The sequence below is a fragment of the Haloarcula limicola genome (assembly GCF_010119205.1).
Classification (GTDB): Archaea; Halobacteriota; Halobacteria; order Halobacteriales; family Haloarculaceae; genus Haloarcula; species Haloarcula limicola.
Window position 1 is genome coordinate 46,848 of the sequence record NZ_WRXM01000004.1, and the last position, 20,393, is coordinate 67,240.

Sequence of the window (20,393 nt, forward strand, 5' to 3'; positions counted from 1 at the left end):
ACCCGCTGGTCTGATTACGCCGCGGCGATGGCACTGCCGCAGGTGGCCGCGTTCACCGACACGTATCTGCCGACCGTCAACGGCGTGACCTACACGGTCAAGACGTGGCGGGACCGCTGGAACGCCCGCGGCGGCCGCATGGACGTGGTCTACCCCCGGAGCGACCACGACCCCGAACCGGGCGAGTTCCCGGTCCGGAGCCTCCCGTTCCCGTTCTACGAGGGATTCCGACTGGGAATGCCGCAGATCCCCGACGCCGTCGAGGGGGCCGACCTCGTCCACGCACACACGCCCTTCAGCCTCGGGATGGGGGGGCAACGACTCGCTCGCAGGCTCGACGCGCCGCTCGTGGTGTCTTATCACACGCCGACGGGCGAGTACGCCGAGTACCTCTCCTCGAACGGGGCCGTCGAGTCCGCGGTCCAGTCGAGCGCCGAACACTACGAGCGCTGGTTCCTCGACCGCGCCGACGTCATCGTCGCCCCCAGCGACCGCGCCGCGTCCCACGTCCGTGAGACGGTCGGGACCGACGCCGCCGTCGAGATCATCTCCAACGGCGTCGACATCGACTTCTTCGGGCCGGTCGAGACGGCGGCGTTCAGAGAGCGCCACGGCCTCCCGGACGGGCCGCTGGTGGGGTACACCGGCCGCCACGGGCACGAGAAGTGTCTCGACGACATCCTCGCGGCCTGTGACGGACTGGACGTGACCGTCGTCTTCGGTGGCGACGGCCCGGCCAGGGACTCGCTCGAGGCGAAAGCCGCCGAGATGGACCTCGACGTCCGCTTTCTGGGTTTCCTCGACCGCGAGGAACTGCCCGAACTGTACGCGGCCCTCGACGTGTTCGCCTTCCCGAGCCCCGTCGAGACGCAGGGGCTGGTCGCGCTCGAAGCGAACTGCTGTGGCACCCCGGTCGCCGCCGTCGACGCCGGTGCGCTCAGCGATACCATCGACGAGGGCGAGACCGGCTACACCTACCCCGAAGGAGACATGAGCAGGTTCCGTGAAGCGATCGAGCGGACGCTCGACGAGCGCGAGCGGCTCCGTGAGAACTGCCTCGCTCGCCGCGAATCAGTGAGCGTCGAACACGCCGTCGACCGACTGGGAAGCGTCTACGAAGGCGTCCTGTAGCGGACGCCGCCACCGAGCGAGCGCACGCTATCGCACGCGCTCTACCGGCTCACTCCATCGAGACGCTCTCGGCGACGACGCAGTTCGTCGTCGCGTCGTAACGGAGGAGGTCGGCGTCTTCCATCCGCGGCAGGTGGTTGTGGTGCAGCGTGACGGCGACTCGCTCCACCGCCTCGTCGTCGCCCGCGTCGACCCCCTCCTCGCGGGCCGCGACTTCCGTCGCCAGCGAGGCAAGAGCGGTCGGTACTGTCGTCTCTTTGAGAGCGTCTAAGAGGACGCGCCGCCGATCGGACGCCAACAGGCGATACCGCTCGTTCGCAGAGAGGTGAGCTAGCTCACCCCACCCGTCTGACCGCACTGTTGTTGTGTTCGACATGGATATTGACCGGACGTGTGCCAGCGCTCACCGGCACCTGTACGATGTATTGTCAGCGATACCGGTAAGAGTGTAGCCTAGGTGACTAGGTTGCACCTTCCGGCGAAACGCCGTCGAGTCGTCACGACCGGGTGTAGGAGTGACCGATACCGAACGCGACGCCGTTGACCAGCCCGAACAGGACGCCGAAGACGAAGTCCTGTAACATCACCGCGAGAATCATCCCGATGCCGACGCCGGCGACGGCGGCTTTCGCCATCGTCGGCCAGTGAATCCATCCCAACGGCCCGTCGTCTGCCATAGTGACTCGACGACCGCCAGTAGGTAAACTGTGTCGCCCTCGCAGAACGAGCGCGACCCCTACGCGAGCGCGCTTCCGGCCCGAATGATCGTCTCCTCGTCGAAGGCCGGCCCGACCAGTTGGAGGCCGACCGGCAGTCCCTCGCTCGTCTCGCCCGCGGGCACGGAGATCGCGGGGAGGTTTGCGAGGTTGACCGGCGTCGTGTTGGCGTCGGCTAAGTACATCGTCAGGGGGTCGTCCAGGCTCTCGCCGCGCTCCATCGGCGGGACCGGCATCGTCGGGGAAGCAAGCACGTCGGCGTCGGAGAGCGCCTCGTCGAAGTCCCGTTTCACCCACGCGCGGGCGTCCTGAGCCTTCTTGTAGTATTTGTCGTGATAGCCCGCAGAGAGCGCGTACGTCCCCAGCAGAACTCGGCGCTTGACCTCCTCGCCGAAGCCCTCCTCGCGGGCATTGGCGAACGACTCGTTCCAGTTGCCGTCGTAGCCACCCGATTTGCCGTACCGGACCCCGTCGAACCGCGCGAGGTTCGAGGAGGCTTCGGACATGGCGATGACGTAGTACGCTTCGACGGCGTGTTCGACGCTCGGGAGGTCGACCTCGTGGTAGGTCGCGCCCCGCGATTCGAGGTCGGCTATCGCGTCCCAGAACGTCTCGACGACGGCCTCGTCGGCCCCCTCGACGAGCTCGGTCGGGACGCCGATAGAGAGGCCGTCGACGTCGCCGTCGGCCGCTTCGGCGTACTCCTCGCCGGCGGCGGGCGCTTCCCGCGTGGTGCCGTCGCGCTCGTCCGGGCCGGCGATGACGTCGAGCAGTTCGGCGGCCTCCTCGACGGTCGGCGCGATCGGCCCGATCTGTTCGAGGCTGTTGGCGTAGGCGACGAGGCCGTAGCGCGAGACCAATCCGTACGTGGGCTTGATGCCGACGACGCCGCAGAAGGCGGCGGGACAGCGGATCGACCCGCCGGTGTCGCTGCCCAGCGCCATGTCGGCGTCGCCGGCCGCGACGACGGCCGCCGACCCGCCCGAGGAGCCGCCGGGGACCCGCCCCTCCGCGACCGGGTTCTCGACGGCCCCGAACGCCGAGGTCTCCGTGGTGGTTCCCATGCCGAACTCGTCCATGTTCGTCTTCCCGGGGATGGTCGCGCCGGCCGCCTTCAGCCGGCTGACGACCGTCGCGTCGTACGGCGGGACGTAGTCTTCGAGCATCTCCGACCCGCAGGTCGTGCGGACCCCCTCCGTCGAGATGTTGTCCTTGACCGCGACCGTCCGGCCGGCGAGCGGGCCGTCGTCGTCGCCCTCGATGGTCTCGGTGGCGATGTAGCCGTTGTAGTCGGTCATCTCACGACACCTTCGGCCCCTTGAACTGCCCCGCCTCCGATTCCGGCGCGTTCCGGAGCGCCTCTTCCTGTGTCAGCCCCTCCCGAATCTCGTCGGGGCGCATCACGTTCGTCAGCTCGGTCTCGCGGTCGGTCTCGGGCACCTCGTCCAGGGCCTCGAAGGCGGCCAGGATCTCGCCGAACTGCTCGGTGAACCGCTCGACCTCCGCGTCGTCGAGGTCGACGCGGGCGAGATCGGCGACGTGTCGGACCTCGCCGGGTTCGACGGCGTTGTCGCTCATGTCCGGCCGGAGTAGCGGCCCAGCGGTAAGCGTTTCGAAACTTGCGGCCAAACTGTTTGGGCCGGTTCATTCATTCGCAGTATTCCATATAGAATGGTGAAGAGACTTTTCCGAAACGCCAAGATTAGCTTGCAATGCAAGCAAAGGATTTAAGTCGCTCACCCTACAACAAAAGAGCACAAAGAGCTTTTTCGGGTTCCCAGACCCGGCTGTCCCCACCAATGACTGACACCACCATCCGCCGATACACGAGCGAGCGCGAAACCGAAGACGAGCAGACAGCGGACGAGGAGACCGCCGTCTGTCCCGAGTGTGGCGGTTCTCTGGTCTCCGACAGCGAGCGCGGCGAGACGGTCTGTGAGGACTGCGGTCTGGTCGTCGAAGAGGACGAGATCGACCCCGGTCCCGAGTGGCGCGCGTTCGACTCCAAGGAGAAAGACGAGAAGTCCCGCGTGGGCGCGCCGACGACGAACATGATGCACGACAAGGGGCTCTCGACCAACATCGGCTGGCAGGACAAGGACGCCTACGGCAACTCCCTGTCCTCGCGCCAGCGCGAGAAGATGCAGCGGCTACGCACTTGGAACGAGCGCTTCCGCACCCGCGACTCCAAGGAGCGCAACCTCAAGCAGGCGCTGGGCGAGATCGACCGCATGGCGAGCGCGCTCGGCCTCCCCGAGAACGTCCGCGAGACCGCCTCGGTCATCTACCGCCGAGCGCTGGACGAGGACCTCCTGCCCGGCCGCTCCATCGAGGGCGTCTCGACGGCGTCGCTGTACGCCGCCGCTCGGCAGGCCGGGACGCCCCGGTCGCTCGACGAGATCGCGAACGTCTCCCGGGTCGGGAAAGACGAGATCGCCCGGACCTACCGCTACGTCGTCCGGGAACTGAGCCTCGAGATCCAGCCCGCGGACCCCGAGAGCTACGTCCCCCGGTTCTCCTCGGACCTCGAGCTCTCCGAGGAAGTCGAGCGCCGGGCCCGCCAGCTCCTGAAGAACGCCAAGGAGGAGGGCGTCCACTCCGGGAAGTCGCCGGTCGGCCTCGCCGCCGCCGCGGTGTACGCCGCCTCGCTGTTGACCAACGAGAAGGTCACGCAGAACGAGGTGAGCGAAGTTGCCAACATCTCCGAGGTCACCATCCGCAACCGCTACCACGAACTGCTCGAAGCCGAGGACAGCGTCCACCCCTAAACGCGGTCGAACGCGGTCTCTTCTCCGTTCCGCCGTCGCGAATATCGAGGCGATCCCGCCCTTCAGACGCTGTCCCCCGAGACAGCGACGCTACTCGGCGACGCTCTCGACGACGGCCACGTTCTCGAACTCGAAGCGCGCGCCGCCGCTCTCGCTCTCGATCACCGTACACGTCCAGTCGTAGACGTCGGCCATCTCGCGGACGAACGTCAGCCCCAACCCCATCCCGCCGCGCTCGCTCGCCGTCGTGTACCCCGTCTCGAACACTCGCTCCCGGAAATCGGCGGGGATGCCGGACCCGTCGTCCTCGACGTAGAAACCGGTTGGTAAGCCGCCCACGGTGATAGCGACGCCGCTCCCCCCGTGCTCCACGCTGTTCTCGAACAGGTTCCGAAACAGGTGTCGGACGTACGTCTCGTCGGCCCGTATCGTCGCCTCGACCGCCACCGCGAGCGTCGCGTCGGGAGCCGTCACCTCGTCCCACGCGGCCTCGGCGACGTCGGCGAGCGAGACCGACGAGGGAGACGAAACCGCCTCTCGCCCCCGCGTCACGACCAGCATGACGTCGATCATGTTGTCGATGCGGTCGAACGCCTCTGTGACGTACTCGACGGCTTCGGGGTTCGTCTCCCGCGGGAGTCGGTTCGAGTATATCTGTCCGATGTTGACCGGGTTTCGCAACTCGTGTGCGAGCATCCCGGCGAAGCTGTCCAGTCGCTCGTTCTGTTCTTCGAGCCGCCGCTCGCGCTCGTTGCGTTCGGTCACGTCTCGGACCACGCCGACTCTGTCGTACGGGCCGCCGTCCGTCCCCGGCAGCCGCGCGACGTTCGCCTCGATGTCTCTCCGCTCGCCGCCCGCCGTCTGCATCGTCGCGGAATAGGTCTGCCGTCCGGCGATGTCGGCGTCCAGATCGCTTCGGATCTCCGCTGTCACCGACGTCTCGTCCAAGACGAGCGAGACGTGTGAGCCGACGAGTTCCTCGCGGTCGTAGCCTGTCATGTTGGCGTACGCCCCGTTGACGAGCGTGAACCGGTCGTCGCAGTCGGCGACGTAGATGCCGTCGTTGACCGTCTCGACGATGGTGTGATAGCGTTCGAGTTCCCGGCTGTAGCGCTCGGCCTCGCGCTGTCGTTCCTCGGCGTCTAACGCCCGGGTCTTCGCTCGCGCGTCGTGGTTTCCCATCCCGAACCCGGCGAGGCCGGCGAGCGACGTGAGGACGAACACGTTCGCGGCGACGTCGTTGAGGCCGGCCACTAACTGTATGAACCCCAGGATGGCGAGCATGACCCCGATACCCCGAACACACCACTCCGCGATGTCGCCGTAGAGGTCGGCTCGGATGTCGGTTCGCGGGAGCCGGTAGCCGCCATAGAGAAGCGCCAGACCGGCCGCGCCCGTGAGAACGGAGATGATACCGACCGAGTTCGCGGTTCTGTCACCGAGGAGGAGCGCGGCGGGGAAAACCGCGGCGACGAGGACGTAGAGCCCGCCCAGACCCAAGAGCAATCGCCGCCCACCGACGCCGTCGATGACCCGCGAAGCGTACCCCATACCACGTCCAATCGAAGTAAGTAGTAATTATGCTTAGGGGTCTGGCCCGCCGCTGCCGGCGGCGACCGAGCGGTGTGTCGCGTTCACCTCGGCGGTCGCTCTCGGCGAGCGCCATCGACGCGCGGGTAAGGTGGTGGTAACTAATCGCACACCGGCCGTCTCTTCGACGCTATGTACCACGTCTTGCTCCCTCTCGACGACAGCGAGGAACGGACGCGAGCCCAGGTGGCTGCGACGGTCGCGCTCCCTCACGCCGAGGAGTCGGTGACGGCGACGGTCCTGCACGTCTTCCGGGACGAGGAGACCGCGGAGAAGACCGCCGTCGAGCAGACGAGCGCCGGGAAGGTAGCGATGAAGGAGTTGCGGGAGGCCGGCGTCACCGCGAACGCGCGCTCCGGCCACGGCGACCCGGAGAGACAGATAATCGCCGTCGCCGAGGAACTCGACGTCGACATGATCGTCCTCGGCGGGCGCAAGCGCTCGCCGCTGGGCGCGCTCGTCTTCGGGAGCGTGAGTCAGGCCGTCATCCTCGACTCCGAGCGGCCGGTCGCCGTGACCGGCCGCGGCGCGTCCGCGGAGTAGTCACTCGACCAGCGATTCGACGTACTGCGTGACGTGGTCGTCCATCCGCCGCTTGTAGCCGGCCTGTCGGGCCAGTCGGTCCAGTTCCCGCGAGGCCAGCGAGCCGTACTGGGCGGCTTTCTTCTCCCGGGTCGCGATCGCGTCCGGCAGGGAGCGACGCGCCGCCTGCCGGAGCGTCCACTTGCGCGTCTCGCCGTCGACCAGCATGTCGTCATCGAGGCGGAGCGCCGCCGACACCACCTGGTCGCGGAGCAGCGGCGTGACTGGTTCGACGCCCGCGGCCCGCAACGCCGACACGTCCCGTGGGAGTTGCTCGGGGAGCGTTTCGAGCACCTCTCGCTGTGCGCCCCGAACCGTCTCGGCCTCGACCCGGGGGTCTTCGGGCGCTTTCGCGACCTTCGCGTACCCGCCGAACAGCTCGTCCGCGCCCTGTCCGAGCGCGAGCCGGTCGAAGCCGTCCGCGGCGACCCGCTCGGCGGTCAAATACAGCGGCAGGGCGATCTGGACGGCCATCGCGTTCGTCCGCCCCGTCGCGGCGGCGATCTCGGGGACCGCTCGCTCGATGGCGTCGTGGGTCAACTCCACGACCCGTAGCTCTCGGTCCAGCAGGTCGGCGGCCGACCGAGCGGCCTCGACGTCGTGGCTCTCCGGGAAGCCGGCGACGTACAGCGGGGTGTCGAGTCGAGCGGCCAACAGCGCCGAGTCGAGCCCCCCGGAGAAGGCGATAGCGAGACCGTCGGCGTCCACGGCGTCGATACTCGTCTCGACGGCTTCTCGGACCGCGTCGACCGCGCGCTCGCGGTCGGCGAAGGGATCGGGGTCGGGAAGCGTCCAGAGTCTGCGTCGACCGTCGGCGTCCCACGCGTGGCCCGCCGGAACCGGTACCGGGTCGTCGAGCGCCGCCGGGTCGTGGGTCCACGCGTCGGCCGGGTCCGAAACCCCTCGCTCGGCGTACAGCGGATACCGTCCCAGCACGTCACGGACGAGCGCCCCGTCCAGTTCTCCGGCGAAACCGCCCGTGCCCGGAAGCGCGTCGCCGCTCTCGACGGCTTCCCGGACGACGCGCTCGTCGGCTCCCCGCATCGCTCAGCCCAGAAAACTCCCGATGCGGCTCTGGACGCGGCGCTTGGCCCCGCCGGCGGCCTGCCGGAAGCTGATGCGCCACGGCGTTCGCTCGCCCTCGACGGTCGTCTGCCCCTCGCGGATGGCGTCGAGGATCGCGCCGACGGACTGCTCGTCGGCGTCGACTTTCGTCACCGCCTGACCGACCATCTCGGCGATGTGGGCGTCGCTCCCGGCGGTCATCGGCAGCCCCCGGCGGCGCGCGAACCGCTCTGCCTGTCGGTTCGATCGGCCGGTCAGCAGCCGGGAGTTGTACACCTCGATGGCGTCAGCCTCGGCGAGTTCGTCCTTCGAGATGTGTTCGAGGACGCCGTGGCGGGACTCCTGAAAGGGATGAGGGACGACGGCGAGGCCGCCCTGTTCGCGGATGTGGTCGAGCGTCTCGGCGAAGGAGAGCCCGGCCGGAACCGCCTCGTCGATCCCCAGCGCGAGGACGTGGCCCGCGGTGGACGTGACCTCCATCCCGGTGATCCCGACGATGCCGTACTCCGGCGCGAGTTCGGCCGCCCGCTGACTCGCCCCGATCTCGTCGTGGTCGGTGATGGCGAGCGCGTCCAAGCCGATACCGCTCGCTTGCTCTAACAGCAGCTCGACGGAGTCCCGGCCGTCGTGAGAGAGCGCGGAATGCGTGTGTAGCTCGACCGACAGCACGCTCCTCTCTACTGGGGGACGGGCCAAAAGCAACTCGGTCCCCGTTTACCACGGGTCCGTCTCTCCGCACCGCCGTCGCTGCTCGCGGCTGGGCCGCTCGTTTGGTCTGAGGGCTTCCCTACGGTCATCCTTCGTGACTCACGGGTCGCTTCGCTCCCCGTTCGTCTGTAACGAGGGTTTCGCTTCGATCAACCCTCGCTGCTCGCGGGTCGGACTCGCGGTTCCACCGCTCGTCGTCGAGGCGCGAAGCGCCTCGCTCTCCCCGCTCGCTCGTTCCGAAGGCTTCGTTTCACTCAGCCTTCGTACCCCGCGTACTCCATCAACTGCTTGAAGATGTCCGTGCCCATCGCTTCCTTGTAGACGAGGCCGGTCACCATCCCGCCGGGGTACGCCGTTCCGTTCATGGCGTGGTTGACCTTGTGGCAGTGCATGAGGTAGATGCCGGGGTCGGCGTCGGCCGTGAACTCGATGGTCCGGCGGCCCGCGGGCGGGACCGAACAGACGTCCTGCTCGTGGCGGGCGACGTCGGGGATCTCGCCGCCGTCCTTGTGGGTCACCTGATAGCGGTGGTTGTGGATGTGCATCGGGTGGTCCATGTAGCCCGCGTTGACCATGTGGATGCGGACCGTATCGCCCTGTTCGACGATGACGGGCGACCCCTGTTCGGGGTGGAGGGTATGGGGAGCGGACTTCCCGTTGATGGTGAAGGTGTCCGGGTTGCGGTTACGCGGGTTGTAGGTGGCGTCCATCCCCGCCATCTGGCGGTTGAGCCGGGAGTCCCACTCCTTCAGCGTCATGAAGTACTCCTTGTCGGCGGGTTCGTACCCCTTCGGGTCGACTCGGAAGATGCCGTACATCCCCATGTCGATGTGTCGGTGAGTCTGGTAGTGGCAGTGATAGAGGTGCGTCCCGGGCACGTCCGCGGGGATGGTGTAGGTGTGGCTGTCGCCGGGGTCGACGCGGACGCCCGTCGTCGTCGGGACGCCGTCGTCCTCCCACTTCTTCGAGACGGCGTGGAAGTGGATCGTGTGCGGGCGCATCCCGTCCGTGTTGTCGAGGGTCACTTCCATGTCCTCGCCCTCCGTCGTCCGGAGGATGGGACCGGGAACGCTCGGGTTCCCGTCGTCGGCCTTGAACGCCCACACCTGCGGGAGTTCGACGGGGCCGCCCATCGAGTCGCCGGGATGGGCGTCGTGACGGGCGGGGACCGACGAGAGCGTCACCTCGCCGCCCCGCTCGTCGACGTCGACGACCTCCGGCGGCGACGTGGTCGGCAGGTCGCTGCTGGCGGCGTTGGCGTTCGTCGCCGTGCCGACCGATTCCTTCGGCGAGCCGGGGGCCGTACAGCCCGCGAGCGCGAGCGTGCCGCCGAGACCGGACGCCTTCACGAAGTCGCGACGCGAGATACCTGAACCGGGTGCACCGATGCGTTCACTCATTACAGGTGGACGTAGACGAGCCACCCATAAACCCCCAGAGGGGCGTTCTCGCGCCGGTAGAACCGTTCCCAGAAACTGAGAATGGCCCGGCCGTTTAGTAATCCGCTCTCTCGAACGCTTCGGCACTAACCGGTCGATATCCCCGACGGACTCGTATGCCACGAGTCGGTGACATTAAAAGCGGGGACTGTCGACTTTCAGACAAGGATGGTCCGGAACCCGTTCGGTGACGACGACTCACCCGAGTTAACGACAGTTCTCGACGCCTTGGACGACGAGGACTGTCGCGACATCGTCAGCGTCCTCGACGAACCGATGACGGCGAGCGAGATATCCGACGAGAGCGGCGTCCCCCTCTCGACGACCTATCGGAAGCTAGAACTGCTCACCGAGTCCTCGCTGCTCTACGAGGGCGTGGAGGTCCGCCCGGACGGCCAACACGCCAGTCGCTACGACATCGACTTCGAGGAAGTCGTCATCCTCCTCGACGAGAACAACGCCTTCGACGTCGAGATCGCCCACCGGGCGCGGACCCCGGACCAGCGCCTCGAGAACATCTGGTCGGAGGTCCGAAAGGAGACGTAACCATGCCACACATCCCAAGCTCGCAAATCGGCGTCGTCGTCGCACAGACCCTCATCCTCGTCATCGGCGGTCTCATCACGTACTACTCGTACAAGGCCTACAGCAGGACCGGCTCGCCGGAACACAAGTGGCTCACCGCCGGGTTCGGCATCGTCACGCTCGGCGCGGTGCTCGGCGGCGTCCTCGACCTCGGCGTCGAGCGATACACGGCCGGCGACCTCATCTACACGAGCGTCTTCGTCTCCAGTTCCCTGACCGCCATCGGTCTCGGCATCATCCTCTACTCGCTGTACGTCCGCTGAACGCGGACCGTCTTCCCGTCTCGATCTCCCGTTTTGTCGGTTCCGAATCGGTTTCGAGCCGCCGGTCCACGTCGGGTCGATCACGGTTCGGTATCTCGGTATGACGTTTATCGACGCGCCGCTGTCGTCCCCGTTGCTCGGCGGCGACAGCGCCGGCGAGGCGGAGAGGGCCGTCTCCGCGCGGCGAGCCGCGACGCGGGCGCATGGAAAGCGATTTAGCCGGCCGGGGGCCACCACCACCTAATGAGCCTGTCCGACGCTGACCGCGATATCGTGGTCGAGGAGATCGGTCGGGAGCCGACGCGAGCGGAGGCCGCTCTCTTCGAGAACCTCTGGAGCGAGCACTGCGCCTATCGCTCCTCGCGGCCGCTGCTCTCGGCGTTCGACTCCGACGGAGACCAGGTCGTCATCGGCCCCGGCGACGACGCCGCCGTCGTCTCGCTCCCGAGCCACGACGGCGAGGAGATGTACATCACGATGGGCGTCGAGTCCCACAACCACCCCTCTTACGTCGACCCCTTCGACGGGGCAGCCACCGGCGTCGGCGGCATCGTCCGCGACACCCTCTCGATGGGAGCCTACCCCATCGCGCTCGCGGACTCGCTGTACTTCGGCGACTTCGAGCGCGAGCACTCCCGCTATCTCTTCGAGGGCGTCGTCGAGGGCATCTCGCACTACGGCAACTGCATCGGCGTCCCGACGGTCACGGGGTCGGTCGCGTTCCACGACCGCTACGAGGGGAACCCGCTCGTCAACGTCTCCTGTATCGGCCTGCTGGAACCCGATCGGACCATCACCGCCGAGGCACAGGAGCCGGGCAACAAGCTCGTCCTCGTCGGCAACTCGACCGGGCGCGACGGCCTCGGCGGAGCCTCCTTCGCCAGCGAGGACCTCGCCGAAGACGCGGAGACCGAGGACCGCCCCGCGGTGCAGGTCGGCGACCCCTACACGGAGAAACTCCTCATCGAGTGCAACGAGGCCCTGCTGGACGAGGAACTCGTCGAGTCGGCCCGCGACCTCGGCGCGGCGGGGCTGGGCGGTGCCTCCTCCGAACTCGTCGCCAAAGGCGGGCTCGGCGCGCGCATCGAACTCGATCGCGTCCACGAGCGCGAACCGAACATGAACGCGATGGAGTACCTGCTGGCCGAGAGCCAGGAGCGGATGGTCTACGAGGTCGCACCCGAGAACGTCGACCGCGTCGCCGAACTCGCCGAGCGCTACGACCTCGGCTGCTCCGTCATCGGCGAACTCACCGAGGCGGGGACCAACTACATCTGCACGTTCGACGGCGAGATCGTCGTCGACGTGGACGCCGAGTTCCTCGGCGACGGCGCGCCGATGAACGACCTGCCCGCCGAGGACCCGCCCGAACGGGAGCGGGACCTGCCGACGGTCGATCTCGAAGAGGCCTTCGAGCGCATCGTCGCCAGCCCCAACACCGCCTCGAAGCGGTGGGTCTACCGCCAGTACGACCACGAGGTGCAGGTCCGGACGAGCGTCCTGCCCGGCGACGACGCCTCCCTGCTCGCGATACGGGAGGCGGGCACGGGACTGGCCTTCTCCGCGGGCGCGGACCCCAACTGGACCGACGCCGCGCCCTACGAGGGCGCGCGGGCCGTCGCCCTTGAGAACGCCACCAACGTCGCGGCGAAGGGGGCGCTCCCCCACGCCGCCGTCGACTGCCTGAACGGCGGCAACCCCGAGAAGCCCGACGTCTACGGCGGCTTCAAGGGGATCGTGGACGGGCTGGCCGACATGTGCACCGAACTCGACGTGCCCGTCGTCGGCGGCAACGTCTCGCTGTACAACGACTCGAACGCGGGTCCCATCCCGCCGACGCCGACGCTCGCGCTGGTCGGCGTCAAGGAGGGCTACGACGCGCCGCCGGCGAAGCTCTCCGGCGAAGGGACGCTCGTCGTCGTCGGCGACCGGGCGCTGGAAGGCGAGGCCGACCCGTGTCTCGGCGGTTCGGAGTACACCGCGCAGTTCGGCGGCACCGACGCCTTCCCGAAACTGCCCGCGGACCCCGCGAGCCTGATCGAGACGATCGCCGACGTGGCCGACGCCGACCACGTGCTGGCGAGCCACGACGTGAGCCACGGCGGCCTCGCGGTGGCGCTCGCGGAGATGGTCCACGAGGACGCCGGTGCCGACGTCGAGATAGAGACCGTCGACCGCGGCACGCGAAAGCGCCTCTTCTTCAACGAACAGCCCGGCCGCGTCGTCTTCGAGACGACCGACCCCGACGCCCTCTACGAGACGTTCGACGGCGTCGCGCCGGTGACGGAACTGGGCGAGGCGAACGGGTCGAACCACCTCGATATCACGGTCAACGACGACACGCTGCGGTACGACGCCGAGGAGATCGCCGCGCTGCGCTCGACGATCACCGACGAACTGGCCTGATAACGCGGAAAGCAGCGTCGTTTGGCCTTATTAGGCCCCTTTCAATTCGATAGGTTTCAGCAGTACTGCATACAAGGCGCGGATCTATCGGAAATACCCAGAACGGTTAGTATTTTGTATTGAAGACCGGTCGGCTGAAATAGCCGATATAGTTACCTCATCTCACAAACACAGAGGGCACGAATGGGAATATTTCGAAGTGACAAGTGGGAATGTTATCGTTGCGGGGAGACTTATCGGTCAAATCCATCCGAATGTTCTGAGTGTGGTTATACTGTCCTCACCCAATATCACGAAGGCGAGGGGAAGCCGTCGAAGAGTTGGAAAACGAAACCTGTATCGGACCAAGAATCACAGAAGGTTGTCTGGTACTGTGATAAGTGCAAGCAGAAACACATAGACGATCCAAAACAATGCAAAGTCTGTGGTACAGAGGAGTTCAAAAAGGTTGGCGGGAAATACGTTGAACCCGATGAAAACCACCAATACACACGCCCTGACGATGATGTCGAGACGATCTCAAATGTCCGTGAGGCCACGAGTTCTCCAGTCCAGCCGGGGTCCGATGATAGCAATCTCGGCCTCTATGCTGGAGTCCTACTGCTCGTGATTTTCGTCGCACTCATTCTTTACCTGCTCTAGCTTTCATGGAAACGACGTGTTTCGGCAGGAAGGGATAGGTTCGTTACTATGTGCGATTATTCCTCCCACTAGTACAATCTCTTCAACGAACGGTCGTCATATATCGTTCTCTACTGACACTACACGTTCCTTCGAGTCAGTCATAATATTGATATCAATTCGGCGTACATATTCGGAATAATGGATGTCTAAATGTAATATCTGTGGGGAAGATAGCGGACTCTCCAATAATTGCACGTACTGTGAAGGAACATTCTGTTCTGAGCACGTTCTTCCTGAAAGGCACGATTGTCCTGCTCTTCGTTCAGCAGAGACCTTGGGCCCTGAATTTCGCCAAGCAAAGCGGGATGTTGTTCTTGGGGAAGACGATGATAGCCAATTAAGGAATTCATCTGAACAACCGAAGAAACCAGATACCGACGATTTTGGAATCAAAGATGAGGAGAGTGAAGTTCGAGAACCAACGCAACCAAAGACCGCTCCAAACTCCCCTTCGAGAGAAGCAGAATACGAGAGCAGTCCTGATGTAGCTACCGACGGGAGTATTGTAGGGAGAGAAGCAGCGGAATCTACATCCCAAACAGTAAACAATCTTGCTACGCCAATTCAGATACTCTTTGCTGGTGCTACCGCAGGTCCACGATACAGCGGCGATTGTCCATACTGTGGGAAGTGGGTCTCACGACGGCGAACAGATCGATTCACAACCTGCCACCGCTGTGGCTGGAAGTCAGGGCTACCACTACTCCGTATCGCCACCCATTGGCCCAACTGGCTGCTGTGGAGACGACGCGGAATTCGGTGGACGAAGCGGCTGTTAATCGCCTCACTGATCCTCGCACTTGTCGCTGGTCTCGTGGGGTCAACTGTTGGGACAGGTATTGAACCAGTAGATAGGGTGTCGACGGAGATCGCTAAACAGGCTGGTGTCTACCAGCCTCTCTCGGCATTTGTTGCTAACCTGTCTACGAATGAATCAGCGAATGTATCGACGGCATCTAGTAGCTCCACTAAAGCCACGTACACTACAGCCGATCCCGAAGACCAGACGACGAATAGTGGTTCCAATGAAATTGACATTTCGGCCGTTGAGATGGCGATTCATGAGGAAGTCAACCAGCGACGGACCGCAAACGGGCTTGGTCAATTAGAGTATCGCTCTGACCTTGTAGAGGTCGCTCGCTATCATTCGAAGGATATGGCCAGTAAGGGATACTTCTCACACGACTCACCGAATGGTGAATCCCTCGGAGACCGCTATCAACGATTCGGTATCAACTGTGCTGGTGGCGAAAACATCGCCTACACCTATTGGGAAGAGAATATTCAATCGGAAGGTAGGCTGCTATACTATGACTCAGAACAGGATGTGGCGATTGGACTCGTTAATCAGTGGATGAATTCGACCGGTCATCGAGAGAACATCCTCAGAGAGCGATTTCAGTCAGAGGGTATTGGAATCTCCGTTGCGGAGGTCGACGGAGCAACTCGAATATACGCTACGCAGAATTTCTGTTGATCGGCATTTAGTAGTTGGATATCACTACGACAATACCTTCAATAGGCATTGAAATCTCCCTCAATCGGTGACAAAGGTCAATAGTCGGGTTAAATACAGCCCTCTATATCTCGCACGCGGATTTTATCCGGTGCTGAGGGGTGCAACAGAGACAGTCGTTTCTACACGAGCACCAGCGCGATGCCGAACGTGAGAACCAGGCCGACGAGCATGACGGCGAATCCCTGTCCGACCTGTCCCATCGTAAACGGGCTCTGTGGCGACGTGGAGCGCAGCGGGGCCTGTTTGTCCGGTAGCTCGACGTGTTCGGGGTCGTAGTTCGGACGGTTTTCCTCGGCGTGTTCGTCTGCCATGTTCGCGTCTACCGGGAGCGGGCACGTGTAGCTGTCGGAATCCCGGCGCGCGCAATTGCACCAGCCGAAACCGTCAAACGGCCCTGTAGCGAACTCCCGGGTACTGAATGACGCTCACGAAACGCATCATCCCCTGTATCGACGTGGACGTCGACGAGAACGGGGACGCCGCCGTCTACACCGGCGTCAACTTCGAGGACTTAGAGTACACCGGCGACCCGGTGGAGATGGCGAAGGCCTACAACGAGTCGGGGGCCGACGAGTTCGTCTTCCTCGACATCACCGCCTCCGCCGACGGCCGCGAAACGATGCTCGAAACCGTCTCGTCGGTGGCCGACGAGGTGTTCATCCCGCTGACCGTCGGCGGCGGCATCCGCACCCGCGAGGACATCAAGGAGACGCTGCGGGCGGGCGCGGACAAGGTCTCGATCAACTCCGGCGCGATCGCCGAACCGGACCTCATCGGCGAGGGCGCGGCCGCCTTCGGCAGCCAGTGCATCGTCATCTCACTCGACGCCCGCCGACGCTTCGACGAGGAGGGCGAACACTACGCCGAGGTCGACGGGGAGTCCTGCTGGTTCGAGTGCACGGTCAAGGGCGGCCGCGAGGGCACCGGGCTCGACGCCGTCGAGTGGGCGATGGAGGCCGAGGAGCGCGGCGCGGGCGAGATCTTCGTCAACTCGATCGACGCCGACGGCACCAAGGACGGCTACGACATCCCGCTGATGAAAGCCGTCTGCGACGCCGTCTCGACGCCCGTCATCGCCTCCTCGGGGTGTGGTAGCCCCGCCGACATGGAAGAGGTGTTCGTCGAGGCCGGTGCCGACGCCGGGCTGGCGGCTTCGATCTTCCACTTCGGCGAGTACTCCATTGAGGAGACGAAGGAGTATCTGGATAGCAAGGGCATCCCCGTGCGGCTGTGAAGCCGAGCGGGACCCTCGACAGCTAGAGACCGATAGCGCCGAGAGCGCCCAGAGAACCGCGTCCGCGCACTCTTTGTAGCTCGGTCACCTACGGTAACCCAATGGAATGGCGGTGTAAGTGGTGCGGGAAGCCACACGAGGAGAACGACCCTCCCTGCGACAACTGCGGCCACGGCACCTTCGAGCGGGCGGTCGAACAGGTCAGCCACGAAGTGGTCGAGGGCGGGCCGGTGTGGGTGTGTCAGGACTGCGGCCGCGAGCATCAGAAGCACTCGCCGCCCTGCAGTCGCTGCGGCGGCTCCGACTTCGAGCGCCGCATCGGCCCGCCCGAGACCGACCCGCTGGACGAGATCGGCACCGGCTGGCTGGACGTCCTCGAAGCGAAGTACGTCCTCGGCTACGCCGCCGTCGCCGTCGTGCTCGGGGTCGTCCTCCTCGGCCTCCTCGGCGTCGTCTCCCTGCCCACTCTCGGCGGCCCCTCGGGACCGCCCGAGATCCCGAGCGCACCCGGCAGCGCCGACACCGCCGACGGTCTCTCGCTTTCCGCCGTCGAGGACGCCTACGTCGACGCGCTGAACGACCGCCGGGCGAACGAGGGCGCGAGCGCGCTGACCCGCAACGGGACGGCCGACGCCGCGGCGGCCTACTACAACAAGGCCCTCGTCGACGCCCGCGTCGGCGACGGCTCCGGCCCCGACCGCGAGGCCGTAGAGAGGTTCGGACTCGCCTGCGAACGACCGTCCGTCGTCGCCTATCAGGTCGCCTACGAGCGGACCGGCCGCTCGGTGAGCGACTTCGAGAACGAGAGCGCGCTGGCGGCCTCGCTGGTCGATAGCTACGTCGAGCGCGGGACGCCGTTCCGCACCGCGGAGGCGGGCACCGTCGGCGTCGACGTCCACGTCGCGCCGGGCGGCACCGTCTTCGTCACCTACGTCGTCTGCTGAAAAGACGTCCGCGCGGTCCGCCGAGACTTACGCCGCCGACTCGAACGCCGCGGTGAAGTCGTCGGCCTTCTCGATGACGCGGTCGGTGCCGTCCTCCAAGGCGTCGAGCGCGTCGACCGACTCCTCGGTCTTGATCGTCAGGACCGGGTCGGTCTGGCCGCCGGACTGCTCGGGGTTCACGTCGTAGGTCGCCGCCGTGACGCCCTCGGTCTCCAGCAACGCACCTTTGATGACGTTCATGAACGTGTGGTCTTCGCCCGCGATCTCGAGAGAAAGCTCCGTATCAGATTTGTCGATGACGCGCAGGTCCATACCCCTCAGTGCGCGTCTCCGACCCATCAACGTGTCGCTTCTAGCTTTCTTTTTTGTGTGGTTTCGATTCTGTCGAGACTGCTGTACTTCGACGGAGGGACGTACCCTCGAAAGCCCTCGACCGCTCGCTAGCAGTGTCTACGCAGACTACCGTGATCTCGAAAGCCCTCGACCGCTCGCGGGCGCTGTGCGGGATATTCTCGCTCCGCTCGAATAGGGCCCGCGCAGCGCCCGCCACCGGTCTCGCCCTTTCAGTCCGCCAAGGAAACCGCTACAGCAGGCCTGCCCTTCCCCGCCTTCGCGCGATGAAACGCGCTCTTGGCCCGGCGCGCGCTGTCGCTCGCTCCGCCGAGCGACGAAACTGCGCGAGGTCTTCGGGAGCGTAGCGACTGAAGGCTCGAAAGACGAGCAACGCGAGTCTTTCGGTGGATGACGGAGCGACCAACGGGAGCGACGGAGTCGGCTGGGGTGGTGTGTGGCGGCGGGGCGGAGCGGGGCGGAGCGGTGCTGTCCTCGGCGGATTGAAAGGGCGAACCCGCTCGCGCTCGCCGTGGTCGTCTGGGCGACCCCTATCCGAGCGCAGCGAGGATATGTCGGCCAGCGACCGTCGAGCAGCGAGGGGTGCGACTGGAAGGAGCAGCCCTCGGTAACGAACGGGGAGGAACGACCCGTGAGCGGGTGAGGGCTTTCGAGGACCTGTCGTGCTGACAGCCCGTAGTAGCTTCGCACTCAGCATTCTAAACGAGAGCGTAGATCATGAGCAGACAGAAGTAGATCGCTACCAACACCGCGAGCGCCTGCAGGCGGAAAGTCCCGAGGTCCTCCTCCTCGTCCTCGTAGGTCTCTCGAAACGCCTGCACTTCCTCGTCATCCAGTTCGGCCGGATGTTCCAGCCCGTAGTGGAGCGTGCGCCACTCCTCGCGGGCGAACGGGCGGCCGCAGTAGGGGCAGTCGTAGGTCGGGGCGTCGGCGGGCGCGTCGTACTCGTAGTCGCGGTCGTGGTCGAGGCGTTCCGAGTTCATAGGTGTGGGAGCGGCACCTCCGGTTGCGAGACGACCCAGAGACTGGTCATCGTGTAGAACACCATCACGGCGATGAATGGGTACTGCGAGCGGATGGCCTGCAGGCGGCTGGGAAAGAGGTCGTAGGCGGCGGCGTGGGCGACCCAGATGGCGACCAGATGGCCGACGACGACGGCGGCGATGGCGGTCCCGCCGAACCAGCCCGGCAGTTGGTAGACGGGCACCGTCGCGGGACTCGAAAGCGGCGAGAGGGCGGCCGTTCCGAGCGCCGGTGCGAGAAAGAGGAAGTAGCCCAGATAGTGCGCGAAGTGGTAGCCGGCGGCGATCGCCAACAGCGGCGGCGCGAACCGCTCGGCGAGTTCGGCGGGCGCGAGGTAGGTCTCGGCGATCCGCGTACTCGCGCGCACGGCCAGCCGATAGACGCCCAGGAAGAGCCCGAAGCCGGCGAGCAGCGCGATCGGGTAGAGCAGATGCGGGGGGAGTCCCGCCGCCACCAGCGGTGTCGTCAGGTCGCGCCAGGCGGGCGTGGTCACGAGGCCGTCGTAGGTCGTCACCCACAGCAGGGCGACGACGAACGCCACCTCGTCGGCCCCGTCGACCAGGCGTGGCGTCGAGAGGTCCATCCCCGGCAATCGAAGTCGGAGGCCGGTCTCGTCGCGGCCGATCGGCGCGACGCGGCCGTAGTACCGGAAGACGCGCTCGACCGGGTCGGCCTCGGCGAACCACGTCTCGCGGCCGAACACCACCGCGCCGAGGAGCGTCAGCAGGGAGTAGCCCAGCACCGCCGTCGCCAGCAACTCGGCGTCGTCGGCCAGCGGGCTCACCACCTCCAGCCAGACGAGCGCGAGGAGGCCGACGACGCTGGGCCACGCGCCGAGTCGCTCGGGGTAGTCGCGGTCCAGCGAGGGGAGCATCGCGGCGATGGTCGTCAGCGGGTTGAGGACGCGCCAGGCGTTCCCGATCAGATACGTCGTCATCGCCAGTCCGGCCCACCAGCCGACCCAGACCAGCAGGATGGCGAGGTTCGTTCGAGGGGTGTCCGGCCCGACGAAACCGACGACGAGGACGGCGGCCAGTCCCACCAGGCCGATGGCTCGACCCGCAAGCGCCGGGACGCGCGCCCCGCCGTCGAGGAGGGGGCGACCCCAGTCGTGGATGCGCTCGACGAACGAGCGGTCGGTGACGAAGGAGGCCAGCAGAAACGACGCGCCCACGGCCGCCCCGCCGGTGGTGAGAAAGAGCCACGTCGGGATCGTCAGCGGTTCGCGCCCGCCGGCGGCCAGCGCGCCGCCGTGCGCGCTCGCGGTGCCGACGGCGACGAGCAGGCAGACCGTCCCCGCCAGCGTCCCCGCGGCGCGTCGACGCGTTGTCATCGAGGGCGCTAGGTCACTCGCTGCCGAGTAGCTTCCGACATCGACGCGCGGC

Annotated in this window: 21 protein-coding genes and 1 pseudogene; 10 read left to right on the top strand and 12 right to left on the bottom strand. The window is 65.8% G+C overall.

The window, feature by feature from the left end; all coding sequences use genetic code 11:
* Positions 1-27: 27 nt before the first annotated feature.
* Complete coding sequence (locus GO488_RS17105; protein ID WP_162319066.1) at positions 28-1,131, top strand: glycosyltransferase family 4 protein; 1,104 nt, start codon at positions 28-30, stop codon at positions 1,129-1,131.
* A 49-nt stretch (positions 1,132-1,180) separates the two neighbouring features.
* On the opposite strand, the gene GO488_RS17110 is transcribed toward GO488_RS17105, so the two are convergent.
* From GO488_RS17110 to gatC, 4 genes are all read right to left on the bottom strand, one after another.
* Complete coding sequence (locus GO488_RS17110; protein WP_162319067.1) at positions 1,181-1,507, bottom strand: DUF7344 domain-containing protein; 327 nt, start codon at positions 1,505-1,507, stop codon at positions 1,181-1,183.
* Positions 1,508-1,628: 121 nt separating this feature from the next.
* Entirely contained in the window at positions 1,629-1,808 is a 180-nt protein-coding gene (locus GO488_RS17115) for a hypothetical protein (RefSeq protein WP_162319068.1), read from the bottom strand.
* Between the two features lie 59 nt (positions 1,809-1,867).
* Complete coding sequence (gatA, locus tag GO488_RS17120; protein WP_162319069.1) at positions 1,868-3,145, bottom strand: Asp-tRNA(Asn)/Glu-tRNA(Gln) amidotransferase subunit GatA; 1,278 nt, start codon at positions 3,143-3,145, stop codon at positions 1,868-1,870.
* Between the two features lies 1 nt (position 3,146).
* Entirely contained in the window at positions 3,147-3,425 is a 279-nt protein-coding gene (gene gatC, locus GO488_RS17125) for an Asp-tRNA(Asn)/Glu-tRNA(Gln) amidotransferase subunit GatC (protein WP_162319070.1), read from the bottom strand.
* Between the two features lie 221 nt (positions 3,426-3,646).
* Here gatC and GO488_RS17130 point away from each other — a divergent pair, with 221 nt between their 5' ends.
* Positions 3,647-4,615, top strand: a complete 969-nt coding sequence (locus GO488_RS17130) for a transcription initiation factor IIB (protein WP_162319071.1) — start codon at positions 3,647-3,649, stop codon at positions 4,613-4,615.
* Between the two features lie 90 nt (positions 4,616-4,705).
* Here the strand turns inward: GO488_RS17130 and GO488_RS17135 are convergent, their stop codons facing one another.
* Positions 4,706-6,166 (bottom strand): sensor histidine kinase, encoded by a 1,461-nt coding sequence (locus tag GO488_RS17135; protein ID WP_162319072.1) that lies wholly within the window; start codon positions 6,164-6,166, stop codon positions 4,706-4,708.
* Between the two features lie 171 nt (positions 6,167-6,337).
* On the opposite strand from GO488_RS17135, the gene GO488_RS17140 reads away from it, so the two are divergent.
* Entirely contained in the window at positions 6,338-6,748 is a 411-nt protein-coding gene (locus tag GO488_RS17140) for a universal stress protein (RefSeq protein WP_162319073.1), read from the top strand.
* On the opposite strand, the gene GO488_RS17145 is transcribed toward GO488_RS17140, so the two are convergent.
* The 3 genes from GO488_RS17145 to GO488_RS17155 form a co-directional block, all read right to left on the bottom strand.
* Positions 6,749-7,831 (bottom strand): asparagine synthase C-terminal domain-containing protein, encoded by a 1,083-nt coding sequence (locus GO488_RS17145; protein WP_162319074.1) that lies wholly within the window; start codon positions 7,829-7,831, stop codon positions 6,749-6,751. It lies immediately after the preceding gene.
* A 3-nt stretch (positions 7,832-7,834) separates the two neighbouring features.
* Positions 7,835-8,521 (bottom strand): PHP domain-containing protein, encoded by a 687-nt coding sequence (locus GO488_RS17150; protein ID WP_162319075.1) that lies wholly within the window; start codon positions 8,519-8,521, stop codon positions 7,835-7,837.
* Positions 8,522-8,814: 293 nt separating this feature from the next.
* Positions 8,815-9,960: a multicopper oxidase domain-containing protein gene (locus GO488_RS17155; RefSeq protein WP_162319076.1), complete on the bottom strand. Its 1,146-nt coding sequence runs from the start codon at positions 9,958-9,960 to the stop codon at positions 8,815-8,817.
* Between the two features lie 207 nt (positions 9,961-10,167).
* Here GO488_RS17155 and GO488_RS17160 point away from each other — a divergent pair, with 207 nt between their 5' ends.
* From GO488_RS17160 to GO488_RS19980, 5 genes and pseudogenes are all read left to right on the top strand, one after another.
* The gene (locus tag GO488_RS17160) at positions 10,168-10,545 is read left to right on the top strand and encodes a winged helix-turn-helix domain-containing protein (protein WP_162319077.1); all 378 of its coding nucleotides are present in this window, start codon (positions 10,168-10,170) and stop codon (positions 10,543-10,545) included.
* A gap of 2 nt (positions 10,546-10,547) precedes the next feature.
* Positions 10,548-10,847, top strand: coding sequence for a DUF7521 family protein (locus GO488_RS17165; RefSeq protein ID WP_162319078.1), 300 nt, complete (start codon positions 10,548-10,550; stop codon positions 10,845-10,847).
* A 243-nt stretch (positions 10,848-11,090) separates the two neighbouring features.
* Entirely contained in the window at positions 11,091-13,253 is a 2,163-nt protein-coding gene (gene purL / locus GO488_RS17170) for a phosphoribosylformylglycinamidine synthase subunit PurL (RefSeq protein WP_162319079.1), read from the top strand.
* An 826-nt stretch (positions 13,254-14,079) separates the two neighbouring features.
* Positions 14,080-14,184: pseudogene (locus GO488_RS20250) on the top strand (AN1-type zinc finger domain-containing protein); the annotation flags it as partial.
* A 609-nt stretch (positions 14,185-14,793) separates the two neighbouring features.
* Positions 14,794-15,414, top strand: a complete 621-nt coding sequence (locus tag GO488_RS19980) for a CAP domain-containing protein (RefSeq protein ID WP_241692967.1) — start codon at positions 14,794-14,796, stop codon at positions 15,412-15,414.
* A gap of 161 nt (positions 15,415-15,575) precedes the next feature.
* On the opposite strand, the gene GO488_RS17180 is transcribed toward GO488_RS19980, so the two are convergent.
* Positions 15,576-15,767, bottom strand: a complete 192-nt coding sequence (locus tag GO488_RS17180) for a DUF7550 family protein (RefSeq protein ID WP_162319081.1) — start codon at positions 15,765-15,767, stop codon at positions 15,576-15,578.
* 107 nt (positions 15,768-15,874) lie between these two features.
* On the opposite strand from GO488_RS17180, the gene hisF reads away from it, so the two are divergent.
* Positions 15,875-16,690, top strand: coding sequence for an imidazole glycerol phosphate synthase subunit HisF (hisF, locus tag GO488_RS17185; RefSeq protein WP_162319082.1), 816 nt, complete (start codon positions 15,875-15,877; stop codon positions 16,688-16,690).
* 101 nt (positions 16,691-16,791) lie between these two features.
* Complete coding sequence (locus GO488_RS17190) at positions 16,792-17,634, top strand: zinc ribbon-containing protein (protein ID WP_162319083.1); 843 nt, start codon at positions 16,792-16,794, stop codon at positions 17,632-17,634.
* 27 nt (positions 17,635-17,661) lie between these two features.
* Here the strand turns inward: GO488_RS17190 and GO488_RS17195 are convergent, their stop codons facing one another.
* The 3 genes from GO488_RS17195 to GO488_RS17205 form a co-directional block, all read right to left on the bottom strand.
* Entirely contained in the window at positions 17,662-17,946 is a 285-nt protein-coding gene (locus GO488_RS17195; RefSeq protein ID WP_162319084.1) for a DNA-directed RNA polymerase subunit L, read from the bottom strand.
* Between the two features lie 737 nt (positions 17,947-18,683).
* Positions 18,684-18,968, bottom strand: a complete 285-nt coding sequence (locus tag GO488_RS17200; RefSeq protein WP_162319085.1) for a DUF2256 domain-containing protein — start codon at positions 18,966-18,968, stop codon at positions 18,684-18,686.
* Complete coding sequence (locus tag GO488_RS17205; RefSeq protein ID WP_241692968.1) at positions 18,965-20,341, bottom strand: hypothetical protein; 1,377 nt, start codon at positions 20,339-20,341, stop codon at positions 18,965-18,967. Before GO488_RS17205 ends, GO488_RS17200 begins: the two co-directional genes overlap by 4 nt.
* Positions 20,342-20,393 lie beyond the last annotated feature (52 nt).

Coding starts and splice junctions, on each gene's coding strand:
- GO488_RS17105 (WP_162319066.1), top strand. CDS start 28: ATGGCACTGCCGCAGGTGGCCGCGTTCACCGACACGTATCTGCCGACC.
- GO488_RS17110 (WP_162319067.1), bottom strand. CDS start 1,507: ATGTCGAACACAACAACAGTGCGGTCAGACGGGTGGGGTGAGCTAGCT.
- GO488_RS17115 (WP_162319068.1), bottom strand. CDS start 1,808: ATGGCAGACGACGGGCCGTTGGGATGGATTCACTGGCCGACGATGGCG.
- gatA (WP_162319069.1), bottom strand. CDS start 3,145: ATGACCGACTACAACGGCTACATCGCCACCGAGACCATCGAGGGCGAC.
- gatC (WP_162319070.1), bottom strand. CDS start 3,425: ATGAGCGACAACGCCGTCGAACCCGGCGAGGTCCGACACGTCGCCGAT.
- GO488_RS17130 (WP_162319071.1), top strand. CDS start 3,647: ATGACTGACACCACCATCCGCCGATACACGAGCGAGCGCGAAACCGAA.
- GO488_RS17135 (WP_162319072.1), bottom strand. CDS start 6,166: ATGGGGTACGCTTCGCGGGTCATCGACGGCGTCGGTGGGCGGCGATTG.
- GO488_RS17140 (WP_162319073.1), top strand. CDS start 6,338: ATGTACCACGTCTTGCTCCCTCTCGACGACAGCGAGGAACGGACGCGA.
- GO488_RS17145 (WP_162319074.1), bottom strand. CDS start 7,831: ATGCGGGGAGCCGACGAGCGCGTCGTCCGGGAAGCCGTCGAGAGCGGC.
- GO488_RS17155 (WP_162319076.1), bottom strand. CDS start 9,960: ATGAGTGAACGCATCGGTGCACCCGGTTCAGGTATCTCGCGTCGCGAC.
- GO488_RS17160 (WP_162319077.1), top strand. CDS start 10,168: ATGGTCCGGAACCCGTTCGGTGACGACGACTCACCCGAGTTAACGACA.
- GO488_RS17165 (WP_162319078.1), top strand. CDS start 10,548: ATGCCACACATCCCAAGCTCGCAAATCGGCGTCGTCGTCGCACAGACC.
- purL (WP_162319079.1), top strand. CDS start 11,091: ATGAGCCTGTCCGACGCTGACCGCGATATCGTGGTCGAGGAGATCGGT.
- GO488_RS17180 (WP_162319081.1), bottom strand. CDS start 15,767: ATGGCAGACGAACACGCCGAGGAAAACCGTCCGAACTACGACCCCGAA.
- hisF (WP_162319082.1), top strand. CDS start 15,875: ATGACGCTCACGAAACGCATCATCCCCTGTATCGACGTGGACGTCGAC.
- GO488_RS17190 (WP_162319083.1), top strand. CDS start 16,792: ATGGAATGGCGGTGTAAGTGGTGCGGGAAGCCACACGAGGAGAACGAC.
- GO488_RS17195 (WP_162319084.1), bottom strand. CDS start 17,946: ATGGACCTGCGCGTCATCGACAAATCTGATACGGAGCTTTCTCTCGAG.
- GO488_RS17200 (WP_162319085.1), bottom strand. CDS start 18,968: ATGAACTCGGAACGCCTCGACCACGACCGCGACTACGAGTACGACGCG.
- GO488_RS17205 (WP_241692968.1), bottom strand. CDS start 20,341: ATGACAACGCGTCGACGCGCCGCGGGGACGCTGGCGGGGACGGTCTGC.